The following is a 13,007-nucleotide window of genomic DNA, read 5'->3' on the forward strand; positions in this document are numbered from 1 at the left end:
CATTTCAGCGTCAAATAAAAAAGCCCGCGTTGCGGGCTTTGCTATTTATGGGGATCAGAACTGGTAGATCATACCGATGCCAACGATGTCATCGGTAGCAATACCGTTGTCATTGTAGAAGGCATCATCTTCGTCCAGCAGGTTGATTTTATAATCAACGTAGGTGGAGAAGTTCTTGTTGAAGCTGTAGGTCATGCCCACGTCGATATAGTTAACCAGATCCTGGTCTACATAGTCATAACCATTGCCTGGATGATAATCGTTACCACCCAAATCGATGCCTTTAGAATAGACCCACGCCAGGGATGGACGCAGACCGAAGTCAAACTGGTACTGTGCTACGGCTTCAAAGTTCTGGGTTTTGTTGGCGATGCCACCGTTGCCGTACGGAGTCATGTTACGGGTTTCCGCATACATCATGGCCAGGTAGACATCATTAGCATCGTATTTAGCGCCGATTGTCCACGCTTCCGCACGTTCACCGCCAGCATATTTGCTGAAGCGGTTATAGGTGCCAGCGCCGTAAGCGACCTGGTCGTTAGTACGGTCAGAGGAAGAATAAGCCGCACCCAGCGTCAGGCCGAAATCGAAGTCATAGGTGGTAGACATACCGAAGCCGTCGCCGTTCTGGAAACGAACATCATCATGACCGTTTTTGGTGCCTTCCTGATTTTCGTTTGCGTTAGCACCTTCGTTAGCACCCTGGTATTGCAGCGCAAAGTTCAGGCCGTCGACCAGACCGAAGAAGTCATTATTACGGTAGGTCGCTACACCGTTAGTACGGCCAACCATATAGTTGTCGGTCCAGGTATAGGAGTCGCCACCAAATACCGGCAGCATATCGGTCCAGGCTTCAACGTCATACACGACGCCGTAATTACGGCCATAATCGAATGAGCCATATTCGCCGTATTTCAGGCCAGCAAAGGCCAGACGGTTAAAAGAGGTGTCGCCTGCGCCTTCGTTATCGTTAGCGTAGGTTTTATATTCCCACTGGCCGTAACCTGTCAGGTCGTTCGTGATCTGCGTTTCGCCTTTGAAACCCACCTGTACATAGGTTTCATCGCCGTCGTCGCCTGGGTTGTCGGAGAAGGTATGACGCGCATCAACCTTACCGTACAGGTCAACTTTGTTGCCGTTTTTGTTATACATTTCCGCTGCATTTGCTGCGCCAGCCATTAATAACGCGGGTACGAGAATTGCCAGAACTTTTCTTTTCATTATATATTCCCTTTAAATATAAATTGTCTGAATATATGTAATTACCCTCCGTAACTACATGGCTGATACTATTCTATGGATTATTATTTAGGTTCAAAAATAAATGTAATTAAACTGGTAAAAATATTACAAAATATTTCTTTTTATCTCTTTATTTTTCATGTGAATTAATTAATTGAAAATATAGCGGGTAATTATTATTAAGTATTTCGTAATTCTATTTATTAAAGATTTTGATTCGGATGTATTATAATTCACTCTCTTTTGAGCAACAGGATGGGATGATGGAACTTGCGCAGTGGCAGCACCGTTATGAGCGCTGGCTCGACGAAAATCATTTTACTGATGATGCGGCGCACGATATCGCCCATTTTCGCCGCGTCTGGATGACGGCGCAGGGTATTATGGCTGACGAGGATAGCGATCCGCTGGTTGTGTTGACCGCATGCTACTTCCATGACATTGTCAGCCTGCCGAAAAATCACCCGGAACGTAGCCACTCCTCGCGGCTGGCAGCGCGAAAAACGCGCGAGATCCTCAGTCGCGACTTTCCTGATTTTCCGCCGGATCGTTATGCGGCCGTTGAGCATGCTATTGAAGCGCACAGCTTCAGTGCCGGTATCGCGCCGCAAAGCCTGGAGGCCAAAATTGTGCAGGATGCCGACCGGCTGGAGGCGTTAGGCGCTATCGGCCTGGCGCGCGTCTTTGCCGTCTCCGGTGCGCTGGGCGCCGCGCTGTTTGATGCCGACGACCCGTTCGCCGGAACACGAGGGCTGGATGATAAAGCCTTCGCGCTCGACCACTTTCAGACCAAACTCCTGCGCCTGCCGGACACTATGCAAACCGCGCGGGGGCGCAAACTTGCGCGTCACAATGCCGATTTTCTGATCCAGTTTATGGCGAAGCTGAGTGCCGAATTACAGGGCGATTACCTCGGAACCGACAGCCAGATATTGACCCATTTCCGTCGCAGTGTGCGATCCTGAACTGTGGTACTCTGTTTTCTGTCTTTATTGTCCGGTTAAGAGAATGCAGGAAAATCGATCAGTGACTGTGCCCGCGCCTGAGCGGGTTGAGAAATCAACGGCAGCCGTGCAGGCACTCCTGCGTCAGCTGCTGGAAATGTATGATGTTAAAACGCTGGCAAACCAGCTGGTGGCCCATGGCGAGAGTCACTGGAGCCCGGCGATACTCAAGCGGTTGCTGATAAGCGACAGGGCAGGGCACCGCCTGAGCGACGGCGAGTTCCGTTATCTGCGCAACCTGCTGCCGCGTCCTCCTGCTGCGCATCCGAATTATGCCTTTCGATTTATCGATCTCTTTGCCGGTATCGGCGGCATTCGCCATGGCTTTGAAGCTATTGGCGGGCAGTGTGTGTTCACCAGTGAATGGAATAAACATGCCGTCCGTACCTATAAAGCCAACTGGTATTGCGACCCCGACGCGCACCAGTTCAACGCGGATATTCGTGATGTCACGCTGAGCCACAAAACTGGCGTCAGCGATGAAGAGGCCGCCGAACACATTCGCAATACCATTCCGGCGCACGATGTGCTGCTGGCAGGCTTTCCGTGTCAGCCGTTCTCGCTGGCTGGCGTGTCGAAAAAGAACGCGCTGGGACGCGCACACGGCTTTGCCTGTGATACGCAGGGCACACTGTTTTTTGACGTTGCCCGGATTATTGATGCCCGCCGCCCGGCAATTTTTGTTCTGGAGAACGTCAAGAATTTAAAGAGTCATGACGGCGGCAAAACCTTCCGCATTATCATGCAAACGCTGGATGAACTGGGTTACGACGTGGCGGATGCAGAGGATATGGGGCCGGACGATCCGAAAATTATCGACGGCAAACACTTCCTGCCACAGCACCGCGAACGTATTGTGCTGGTGGGCTTCCGCCGCGATCTCAACCTGAAAGGCGATTTTACGCTGCGTGATTTGCCTTCGCTGTATCCGGCGCGCCGCCCGACGGTGGCCGATCTGCTGGAGCCCGCCGTCGATGCGAAATTCATTCTGACCCCGGTGCTGTGGAAATACCTCTATCGCTATGCCAAAAAGCATCAGGCCAAAGGCAATGGCTTTGGGTTTGGCATGGTCAATCCGCTTAATCCTGACAGCGTGACGCGTACGCTGTCGGCGCGCTATTACAAAGATGGCGCGGAAATTCTTATCGATCGGGGCTGGGATAAGGCGCTGGGCGAAAAAGATTTCGACGATCCACAAAACCAACAGCACCGACCGCGGCGCTTAACGCCGCGCGAGTGCGCTCGCTTAATGGGCTTTGAGACGCCGCAGGGCTACAGTTTTCGCATCCCCGTGTCGGACACCCAGGCCTATCGTCAGTTTGGCAACTCGGTGGTAGTGCCCGCCTTTGCCGCCGTAGCTAAACTGCTGGCCTCACGTATCAGCAAGGCCGTTCAGCTTCGTCAGAGTGAGGCCGTCAATGGCGGACGTTCACAATAAGGCCACGCGCAGTAAAAACATGCGTGCCATCGGCACGCGTGATACCGCGATCGAAAAACGGATCGCGGGCCTCCTGACCGCCGTCGGGTTTGAATTCAGGGTTCAGGATGCCACGCTTGCCGGGCGTCCTGATTTCGTCATCGACGCGTACCAGTGCATCATCTTTACCCACGGCTGTTTCTGGCATCATCATGACTGCTATCTGTTTAAAGTCCCGGCGACACGCACCGACTTCTGGCTGGACAAAATTGGCAGGAACGTCGAGCGTGATAAACGCGATGTTTCGCAGCTTTACGCTCAGGGCTGGCGGGTGATGATTGTCTGGGAGTGCGCGCTGCGCGGAAGAATGAAGCTGAATGACGTGGAACTGACGGAGCGGCTGGAAGAGTGGATCTGCGGCGGCGGTCAGGCCGCGCAGATCGATACCCAGGGCATTCACCCGATCACGGTTTCTCCACCTCACACGTCGTAACAATCGGTTTCGCGGGCAGCAAATATTTACCCAGCGTGACCAGCACCACGGCAAAGACAATCACGCCCAGCGCCAGCCATTCAATCGTCGACAGCACTTCGCCCGCAAAACCGGTACCCAGCAGCACGGCCACCACCGGGTTAACGTAGGCGTAGCTGGTGGCAACCGCCGGTGAGACGTTGCGGATCAGGTACATATAGGCGTTAATGGCGATAATGGAGCCAAACAGCGCCAGATACCCGACGGCCAGGAAACCTGAAAGGTCTGGCATCGCCGTCAGTTTTTCACCCGTCAACGCGGAGGCCATCAGCAGCACAATGCCTGCCGCGAGCATCTCAATGGCACCCGCCATCATCCCGGAAGGCAGCTCGATGCGGGAACCGTAGACCGAGCCGAAGGCCCAGCTCATGGAGCCGATCATGATCAGAACGGCAGCCCAGGGGTTCCCGCTCAGGTTACCGCCGCTGTTCAGCAGGATGATACCCACAAGCCCAATCGCGATGCCCAGCCATTCGAGCTTACGGGTGCGGATCCCGAAGAGACGACTAAAGCAGAGCGTAAACAGCGGCACGGTCGCGACGACCACGGCGGCGATGCCCGACGGTACGTTCTGGTGCTCGGCGACGGTTACCGCGCCATTGCCCACCGCCAGCAGCAGCAGGCCAATCAGGGCGGCGTTAAGCAAGGGACGCAGCGGCGGTAGCCTGTGGCCGCGCAGCAATAAAAATGCCATCAGCAGCACGCCGGCCGTAAGGAAACGAATACCGGCCATCATCAGCGGGGGCCAGCTTTCCACGCCTATACGAATGACAAAATAGGTGGATCCCCAGATGATATAAAGAGAAAAGAGTGCTCCAATGAGCGGTAATAAATGCCGAAAACGCATAGTCCCTCACGACGAAATAAAAAGTTCGCTCATAGTTAACGCCAAAACTATCGGGCTGGCGAGTGCTTTAATTGTGTAGTTAATGTGAAATTTTTGTTGACGTGAGGTGCCTGTTTCCGGGCGGTGAGTTTTGTTCCATACTATTCACTTAATTAGCAAAAAAAGAAGGATAGAGATTTTGGCAGGAAGTAGCTTATTAACATTGCTGGATGATATCGCCACCTTGCTGGATGACATTTCGGTTATGGGAAAACTGGCGGCGAAAAAAACCGCCGGGGTACTGGGAGATGATTTGTCGTTGAACGCGCAGCAGGTCAGCGGCGTGCGGGCGAACCGTGAGTTGCCGGTGGTGTGGGGCGTAGCGAAAGGATCCTTTATTAACAAGGTGATCCTCGTTCCGCTGGCGTTGCTGATTAGCGCCTTTATACCCTGGGCCATTACGCCCCTGCTGATGATTGGCGGGGCGTTCCTGTGCTTCGAGGGTGCCGAAAAAGTGTTGCATATGTTCGCTGCACGCAAAGAGAAAGACACCCCGGAAATGCGCCAGCAGCGTCTGGAAGCGCTGGCCGCGCAGGATCCAAAAACGTTCGAGCGCGATAAGGTCAAAGGCGCGATCCGTACTGACTTCATCCTCTCGGCCGAAATTGTGGCGATTACGCTGGGGATCGTCTCAGAAGCCCCTCTGATGAACCAGGTGCTGATCCTGTCCGGCATTGCGATCCTCGTGACGATAGGGGTTTATGGTCTGGTCGGGCTGATCGTCAAGCTGGACGATATCGGCTTCTGGCTGGAAAAAAAATCCAGCGCAATTGCGCGCGGCATCGGGAAAAGCCTGCTGGTGGTAGCGCCGTGGCTGATGAAAACCTTATCGGTGGTGGGAACCCTGGCAATGTTCCTGGTCGGCGGTGGAATTATCGTGCACGGTGTTGCTTCGCTGCATCACATGATTGAACATTTTGCGTCAGCCCAGGGAGCGGTAGTCGCTGCGATCCTGCCCACACTGCTTAACCTCGTGCTGGGCTTTATCGTCGGTCTGATTGTGGTAGCCGTTGTTAAGCTGGTTGAAAAAGTACGCGGGAAATCGCATTAATTATTGCTGACCCCGGGTGCAAAAAGACTATTCCTCGTCTAAATTGAAAACGTTTCACCCTGATACAGGAGGCAGGTATGGTCTTTTTGATCAGTGATGAAGTTAAGCCTAAAAATGGTGGTCCAGGCATGATCGTCACCGGGTATTCCAGCGGAATGGTGGAGTGTCGGTGGCATGATGGATACGGCATTAAGCGGGAGGCTTTTCGTGAAGACGAGCTTCAGCCTGCTAATAAAAGGCAAAAACGCGACAAGGCTTAATCACACAACGCCCGGCCTTGCCGGGCGTTTTTACTGGCAGAAGACTTATCATATCGGATGGTGAGCGACAATCAGGGAGTGTGTGTGCAGCACGATACCATTGTTGTAAAACAATCTTTTTTGCAGTGGCTGCATAAGCGTAGCAATCCCAGTTTGATTGTTAACCTCTGTTTTATCGTTGTCCTGATTTTTTCCACTCTCCTGACCTGGCGCGAAGTTGTGGTACTGGAAGATGCTTATATCTCCAGCCAGCGTAACCATCTGGAAACGGTTGCCAGTGCGCTGGACAGACAGCTTCAGTTCAGCGTCGATAAAATGCTGTTTTTTCGCCACAGCATGCATGATGCGCTGGAAACGCCGCTGGCGTTTGGCGCGCTGCATGATGCGGTAAAGCGTTTTGCGCATTTGCGCACGTCTCCCACCTGGCAAATTGCGGTTGATAAACGGCGCACATTACCGATCAACGGTGTTTCGGATGCCTTCGTTGAAAAGACCACTCTTCTGAACCGTGATGATGAGTACCTTGATAATGAATTGTCCGCGGCGCTTGAAGTGGGGTATTTACTGCGTCTGGCATCCAGCCCTTCCCGCAACGAAGAGCGCGTGATTTATGTCTCTCGCGCCGGATTCTTTCTGGAAACGGATACGCCGGGAAATTCCAGCGATATCGTGCAGCGCTATTATCATCTGGTCACTCAGCCCTGGTTTACCCAACAGTCCGAGCGTGAAAACCGTGCGCGTGCCGTGCGCTGGTTTATCTCGCCGCCTTCCTCCTTTGTGGGCAAAAAGCCGCTGATTACCGCCAGCGTGCCGGTTTATTACCATCACGTCTGGTATGGCGTGGTGGCGATGGATTTCACCTTTGCCACCCTGCGTCGCCTGCTGGTGGAAGCCGTGGGCGATAACCCGGAAGGGGAATACCAGCTGTATGACAGCCGGCTTACCCTGCTTGCGACATCTGAGTCACCTGCTGTGGACGTTAATCATTTTGACGCGCGCGAATTAGCTCAGATAGCGCACGCGATAGAATCGGATTCCGAAGGCGGCATTCGTCTGGGGAGTCGTTTTGTCAGCTGGGAGCGTCTTGACCATTTTGATGGCGTCATCCTGCGCGTGCACACCCTGGATGAAGGGGTGCGCGGCGATTTCGGTAGCATCAGCATTGTGCTGGCATTGCTTTGGGCGCTGTTCACCGCGATGCTGCTCATCTCATGGCTGGTGATCCGGCGCATGGTCATTAATATGTATTCGATGCAGAACTCGCTGCAATGGCAGGCCTGGCATGACCCTCTGACCCGGCTGAATAATCGTGGATCGCTGTTTGATCAGGCGAAAATACTGGCGAAGCAGTGTGAACAGCAGTCGCTGCCTTTCTCGGTCATTCAGATCGATCTTGACTGCTTCAAGAGTATCAATGATCGGTTCGGGCATCAGGCGGGTGATAAGGTGTTGTCCCATGCCGCGGGGCTGATTGCCAGCACCCTTCGTGTTAAAGATATTGCCGGACGCGTCGGGGGGGAAGAGTTCTGTGTGGTGCTGCCCGGCATGACGCTTGAAGAGGCGGCGGAAGTCGCAGAGCAGATCCGCGAGCGTATCGACAGCAAAGAGATTCTGATTAAGAAAAGTACCACCCTGCGCGTGAGTGCGTCGTTTGGCGTCTCTGGTGCGCAGGAGAAGGGCAATTATCACTTCGAAAATCTGCAATCCACCGCCGATGCGCGTCTGTATGAGGCGAAACAGCGCGGGCGTAACCGGGTCATCTGGCAAGATCACCTCAAAAAGTAATCAAGTCCCTCGCACCAGCCGGTCGGCCCGGTGTGCTGAGTGTGATAAACCCGGGCTGGATCGTTGTTTATAAGGCTGATACCCTCCCGGTTGAAGCCTTTCACCACCACGGCGAAGCCTACGCTGTCCAGCAGCGGGGCATCATTGGGGCCGTCGCCCAGGCCCAGCGTCGTCGGTTCGTAGCCCTCGTGCAGGCGATACTGGTCCACAAGCCAGTGAACCGCCACGTCTTTGCCGCAGCAGGTGTCCAGAATATGCCAGAAGCGTGCACCCTGGACGATCTTCAGCCGCTGCCGGGCGAGTTCGGCGGCAAAGTATCTCATTTGTTCATCACTGTCACGCCAGATCAGCGTCACGGAAGCCTCGTGCTTGCGCGCAAGCACCGAACGGGGACGGCTCAGCCCGGTCCATTCGGCGACTACGTGCTCGTCCACATCATCGAAGGTGGTGAATTTCAGATGCATCTCCTGGCGTACCCGGGCAATACACTGCCGGATATCGTCATGCTTCTTTTCTGAGATGAACCGTGCGGCGTTTTCCCACCGTACGTCAGGCTGGATCACCGCGCCGTTTTCCGCAATGTAGGGCAGCCCGCCAAGCCCCAGTTCCTGCTGGATGTCATCCATCTCGGAAGCGGTTTTGCTGCTGCACAGAATGACCGGTATCTGTTCATCCATTAATTTTTCCAGCCACGGGGCCGCAGGCTGCCAGTCAAGGGTGTGAAAATCCAACAGCGTGCCGTCGAGGTCGGTAAAGACAAGAAGAGTCTCCTCAAGCGAAGGCATAATGTCTCCCGGATGGTGATTTTTCCTAAGAAAAATCTTAAAAAAAATAGGCATTGAAGCGCCGTTTAAGTGGAAACGATCCCGACAAACCCACACGCGGCGCAGGTTTATACTCATAACCAAAATTCACATGTATAAAATATAATATTCGCTAAGAGAATATATGCTTGTAAGACAATTCTGTTGGGGATAATGTCTTACCTGCATCAGATTTCCTGGTGTAACGAATTTACAAGTGCTTCTTGCATAAGCAAGTTTGATCCCGGTCATCCCCATGACCGGGATTTTTTTCGTCTTAGCGGTTCGTCTCCGAGACGCTAAAGTCATGGATATCCAGCTCGAATGCTTCAGCCAGTTCACGGTAGGTATGGTAATCCCGACCATTGACCACGACACGGTCTGAATTATCCTCCGCGCGATGAACTTCGGACTCACTAATTTCATTGATGGCGGCAAGCAGGGCATCGACATCCACTTCAACCTCACGCTTAATGGTGTCGCTGTACTCTTTGTCAGTCTTCATGGCGGGCTCCTCATTTAACCGTCTCAACAGCTAAGTATAGACCGCACACAAAAACGCCATTCGCGCCAGGCGGCGATGCCAGGCAATGTAATTTGTTCTACACTGGCTCAAAACCACAGGAGGAATGTATGAAGGTCAACGATCGGGTAACCGTCAAAACGGACGGTGGGCCGCGCCGCCCGGGCGTGGTTCTGGCAATAGAAGAGTTTAATGAAGGCACAATGTATCTGGTGTCGCTGGAAGATTACCCGCTCGGCATCTGGTTCTTCAACGAACTGGGGCACCCGGATGGGATCTTTGTGGAAACGGCGGAATAGGGCGGCGTCGGGGGCGTCTTCTCCCCGGCTCCGGCTGCTTAAAAGCAAAATCTCTGGCCAGGCCAGAGATCAAGGTAGGGTACAACATGGCCGTGCAAATTAGCGCATATTAACGAAAATCCCATTCGTCACATTATCTGTCAGGCGTACGACATGGTATATCACTTGCTTATTATGCGTTTTAATTTTCCTTTTAATATTTCCTTTGTGTGACGATACTGTTTTTGCCTTGATATTCATCTGGTCTGAGATCTGAATTGTCCCTTGTCCAGCCATCCACATTCTTAGCATACTTGATTCAGTTCTGCTTAATGATAGGGTGGGTAAGTTAATCGCCCCTACATTCTTAACTTCTTTATTCAAATAATCGCCCAGAATGTCATCAAGTGACTCTGGTTTAATCGATTTCGAGCTGATTAATAAGTTTTTACGCACCAACAAATACTCATCGAAATGAATATTGGCGATCGCCATAAAAACAATGAACAGGGTCTTAGGATGCTGATTAATGATCTGCTTAATGTGCTGACTGTTAGCGGGGTCGTGAATGAAACAGTCCTCATTAATAAACACCACGCCGGGCTTGTGGGCGTCACAAGCGGCTGCGAGTTCTTCAACGGTGTGTGCATCGTTGATGTCTCTCTTTCTAACCCCTCTGCTTGCTAAGTACCCGGTTAACCCTAGCCGGGTGTAGCTGCATAAATCCATAATGATCGTTGACATGGCATACCCTCACTCAATGCGTAACGATAATTCACCACCTGCCTGAGAGCTCATAAACAGCCATACGGGATGGAAAAATCTAATAAAACCTGTGAGCATGGCAAAGACTTTCAGGCGAACTCACTATCCCGTAAAGTTACGTATAATTTGCCAGGAATCATCTTAAAGTAAAGTAAATATTAAGTATTGTGAGGTGGTTAGAAACATTTAAACCGCGTCAGATATATCCTGGTAGATGTTTTTCGAGATTATTTTTAGGAATATCCTCAGGAAGACATTGCAAACACTGCGGGTTATTATTTGCGTGGAAGTTCGCTAACAATATCCGCTAACAGATTGAATATCTCACTGAATAAATGTTCGCAGAAGGGGGCGATAAGTGGCATCAATAATGACATTAATAAAAGGCCAACCGTCAAAGTCACCGGAAAGCCGATGACGAATACCGACAGCTGCGGAGCCATTCGGTTGAGTAAACCTAATGCGAGGTTAACGGTGAGCAGCAGGGTAATGATCGGCAGCGCCAGCATCAGCCCGTTGAGGAAGATCAGCCCGGCAGCCCTCACCAGCGCCAGAAACGCGTTGCTGTTTACCGGGTTGTCGCCAATCGGCAGCGTGTGGAAGGTGTCCACCAGCATCGAGATGAGCCACAGGTGGCCGTTGAACGAGAGAAACAACAGCATCGCCAGCAGGTCGATAATACGCGCCAGCACGGGCATATTCAGGTGGCTGCCCGGGTCAACGAACGTCGCGAAAGACAGGCCCATTTGCAAACCGATAAGTTCACCCGCCGTTCGTACCGCGGCGAAGGCGAGCTGCATCGTGAACCCGACCGCCACGCCAATCATCACCTGTTGCAGGGCAATCCAGACGGCGTTCGGGGAAAAAATCGGAATATCCACCGCCGGCAGGGAAGGGGCAACGATAATCGTGATAACCATGCCCAGCCCAATTTTGACGCGTTTAGGCACCGACTTTTCACTGAGTATGGGGGCGGTGGAGATCAGCGCCATGATGCGCAGCATCGGCCAGAAATAGATCCCGAGCCACTGAACAAACTGATCGCTGGTGAAATGCAGCATCGTCCGTCAGCCGATGATGTAAGGCAGATTGGTGAACAGGTTGCGCATATAGTCCAGCAGCAAATTGAGCATCCATGGCCCGGCAACGATAATCGCCACGAAGACGGCAATGATCTTCGGGATGAACGACAGGGTCATTTCGTTAATCTGCGTGGCGGCCTGGAGAATACTGATAATCAGACCGGTGACTAGCGCAACCAGCAGCAGGGGCGCGGCGACGGCAATCGCGACTTTCATCGCCTCCGTGCCCATCATCATGACCGACTCAGGCGTCATTGCGCGCTCCTCAACTGTAGAAACTCTGCGCCAGCGAGCTGACCAGCAGCTGCCAGCCGTCGACCAGCACGAACAGCATGATCTTAAAGGGCAGGGCAATGGTCGCGGGCGGAACCATCATCATCCCGAGCGCCATCAGGACGCTGGCGATCACCAGGTCAATAATCAGGAACGGAATGAAAATGGTGAAGCCAATCTGGAACGCGGTTTTCAGCTCGCTGGTGACATACGCTGGCAGCAGGATGCGCATCGGCACCGCTTCCGGTCCCTGTAACTCGCCCGTGTTAGCGAGACGGGCAAACAGGGCCAAATCCGCTTCGCGCGTCTGGCGAAGCATAAATTCACGTAATGGCTGAGCCCCCTTTTCCAGGGCAACCTGCATGGAAATTTTATCTTCGCTGAACGGCTGGTACGCCTCGGTGTAAATCTTGTCGATAACCGGCGACATAATGAAAAAGGTCAGGAACAGGGCTAAACCCAGCAGCACCTGATTGGGCGGTGCGGACGGTGTGCCGAGCGCATTTCGCAGCAGACCAAACACAATGATGATGCGGGTGAAGCTGGTCATCATCAGCAGGATCGCCGGGATAAAGGTCAGCGAGGTGATGAACACCAGCGTCTGCACGGACAGGGACCAGCTTTGTCCCCCGTTCGCCAGCGGCGTGGAAACCAGCCCCGGCAGTTGCGCATACACAGAGGGCGCGAACAGGCCCAGGCCTGCCAGCGTAAGGAATAACAAACGGCGCATCAGGATCTCCCGGGACGCTTGAGCAAACTCTTCATAACGGACTGGAAATCCGCAGGGGCCTGGGCGTTAGCCTCCACCGTGGCAGGCGCAGGGGGCAGCGTGTGAAGAACGTTAATGCTGGAGGCGGTCACGCCCAGCACCAGTCGCGCATCTTCCACCTCCACAATGACCACGCGTTCACGCGGTCCTAGCGGGGTGCTGGCGCTGACCTTCAACCCGCGGGTACCGGCCGTTTTCCCCGCCAGACCGAAACGCTTTGCCAGCCAGGCGGCGATAAGGATAAAGGCAATAATACCGAACAGCGCGCCGCTCACCTGGAGCAGCGGTGAGCCGGGTACGGCGGAGGGCGCGGACAGTGTTGCCTGGGTTTTCATAC

15 protein-coding genes and 1 pseudogene are annotated in these 13,007 nt (G+C 53.2%); 7 read left to right on the forward strand and 9 right to left on the reverse strand.

The genetic code is table 11. The features are described 5' to 3' along the window. Positions 1-54 precede the first annotated feature (54 nt). Positions 55-1,221, reverse strand: coding sequence for a porin OmpC (gene ompC / locus ACOTX1_RS02275; protein ID WP_023314420.1), 1,167 nt, complete (start codon positions 1,219-1,221; stop codon positions 55-57). A gap of 284 nt (positions 1,222-1,505) precedes the next feature. Between ompC and ACOTX1_RS02280 the strand changes: the two genes are divergently transcribed. From ACOTX1_RS02280 to ACOTX1_RS02290, 3 genes are read left to right on the forward strand one after another with little or no spacing between them, the layout of a single operon-like run. Next, positions 1,506-2,207: a phosphohydrolase gene (locus ACOTX1_RS02280; protein ID WP_023314419.1), complete on the forward strand. Its 702-nt coding sequence runs from the start codon at positions 1,506-1,508 to the stop codon at positions 2,205-2,207. A gap of 43 nt (positions 2,208-2,250) precedes the next feature. Next, on the forward strand, positions 2,251-3,684 hold the full coding sequence (locus tag ACOTX1_RS02285; RefSeq protein ID WP_113706007.1) for a DNA cytosine methyltransferase: 1,434 nt from the start codon (positions 2,251-2,253) through the stop codon (positions 3,682-3,684). Next, positions 3,665-4,156 carry a very short patch repair endonuclease gene (locus tag ACOTX1_RS02290; protein ID WP_003859567.1) on the forward strand — a complete coding sequence of 164 codons (492 nt, stop codon included), beginning with the start codon at positions 3,665-3,667 and terminating at the stop codon, positions 4,154-4,156. Before ACOTX1_RS02285 ends, ACOTX1_RS02290 begins: the two co-directional genes overlap by 20 nt. On the opposite strand, the gene yedA is transcribed toward ACOTX1_RS02290, so the two are convergent. Continuing rightward, positions 4,128-5,042: a drug/metabolite exporter YedA gene (gene yedA / locus ACOTX1_RS02295; RefSeq protein WP_003859569.1), complete on the reverse strand. Its 915-nt coding sequence runs from the start codon at positions 5,040-5,042 to the stop codon at positions 4,128-4,130. The genes ACOTX1_RS02290 and yedA overlap by 29 nt on opposite strands. Before the next feature lie 178 nt (positions 5,043-5,220). On the opposite strand from yedA, the gene ACOTX1_RS02300 reads away from it, so the two are divergent. From ACOTX1_RS02300 to dgcQ, 3 genes are all read left to right on the forward strand, one after another. Next, positions 5,221-6,132: a DUF808 domain-containing protein gene (locus ACOTX1_RS02300; protein WP_023314417.1), complete on the forward strand. Its 912-nt coding sequence runs from the start codon at positions 5,221-5,223 to the stop codon at positions 6,130-6,132. 77 nt (positions 6,133-6,209) lie between these two features. Then, positions 6,210-6,392, forward strand: a complete 183-nt coding sequence (locus ACOTX1_RS02305; RefSeq protein ID WP_003859574.1) for a YodC family protein — start codon at positions 6,210-6,212, stop codon at positions 6,390-6,392. An 84-nt stretch (positions 6,393-6,476) separates the two neighbouring features. Further along, positions 6,477-8,177 (forward strand): cellulose biosynthesis regulator diguanylate cyclase DgcQ, encoded by a 1,701-nt coding sequence (dgcQ, locus tag ACOTX1_RS02310; RefSeq protein ID WP_059288300.1) that lies wholly within the window; start codon positions 6,477-6,479, stop codon positions 8,175-8,177. Here the strand turns inward: dgcQ and ACOTX1_RS02315 are convergent. Both ACOTX1_RS02315 and yodD read right to left on the reverse strand, forming a co-directional pair. Next, positions 8,162-8,962: a mannosyl-3-phosphoglycerate phosphatase-related protein gene (locus ACOTX1_RS02315; protein ID WP_003859579.1), complete on the reverse strand. Its 801-nt coding sequence runs from the start codon at positions 8,960-8,962 to the stop codon at positions 8,162-8,164. The genes dgcQ and ACOTX1_RS02315 overlap by 16 nt on opposite strands. A gap of 295 nt (positions 8,963-9,257) precedes the next feature. After that, on the reverse strand, positions 9,258-9,485 hold the full coding sequence (gene yodD, locus ACOTX1_RS02320; RefSeq protein ID WP_017383339.1) for a YodD family peroxide/acid resistance protein: 228 nt from the start codon (positions 9,483-9,485) through the stop codon (positions 9,258-9,260). Between the two features lie 128 nt (positions 9,486-9,613). Between yodD and dsrB the strand changes: the two genes are divergently transcribed. Beyond that, a complete protein-coding gene (dsrB, locus tag ACOTX1_RS02325; protein WP_003859583.1) occupies positions 9,614-9,802 on the forward strand; it encodes a protein DsrB in 189 nt (62 codons plus the stop codon). A 99-nt stretch (positions 9,803-9,901) separates the two neighbouring features. On the opposite strand, the gene rcsA is transcribed toward dsrB, so the two are convergent. The 5 genes and pseudogenes from rcsA to fliO all read right to left on the reverse strand — a co-directional run bounded on the left by rcsA (position 9,902) and on the right by fliO (position 13,005). After that, on the reverse strand, positions 9,902-10,525 hold the full coding sequence (gene rcsA, locus ACOTX1_RS02330; protein ID WP_003859584.1) for a transcriptional regulator RcsA: 624 nt from the start codon (positions 10,523-10,525) through the stop codon (positions 9,902-9,904). A 289-nt stretch (positions 10,526-10,814) separates the two neighbouring features. After that, positions 10,815-11,607, reverse strand: a pseudogene (fliR, locus tag ACOTX1_RS02335) (flagellar biosynthetic protein FliR); the annotation flags it as partial. A 6-nt stretch (positions 11,608-11,613) separates the two neighbouring features. Next, positions 11,614-11,883, reverse strand: coding sequence for a flagellar biosynthesis protein FliQ (fliQ, locus tag ACOTX1_RS02340; protein WP_003859587.1), 270 nt, complete (start codon positions 11,881-11,883; stop codon positions 11,614-11,616). A 10-nt stretch (positions 11,884-11,893) separates the two neighbouring features. Beyond that, the gene (gene fliP, locus ACOTX1_RS02345; protein ID WP_003859589.1) at positions 11,894-12,631 is read right to left on the reverse strand and encodes a flagellar type III secretion system pore protein FliP; all 738 of its coding nucleotides are present in this window, start codon (positions 12,629-12,631) and stop codon (positions 11,894-11,896) included. Then, the gene (gene fliO, locus ACOTX1_RS02350) at positions 12,631-13,005 is read right to left on the reverse strand and encodes a flagellar biosynthetic protein FliO (protein WP_003859591.1); all 375 of its coding nucleotides are present in this window, start codon (positions 13,003-13,005) and stop codon (positions 12,631-12,633) included. The genes fliP and fliO overlap by 1 nt, the downstream gene beginning before the upstream one ends. Between the last annotated feature and the right edge of the window lie 2 nt (positions 13,006-13,007).

It is taken from the genome of Enterobacter cloacae complex sp. IR5401 (assembly GCF_049238425.1).
In the GTDB taxonomy this organism is placed as follows: domain Bacteria; phylum Pseudomonadota; class Gammaproteobacteria; order Enterobacterales; family Enterobacteriaceae; genus Enterobacter; species Enterobacter hormaechei_C.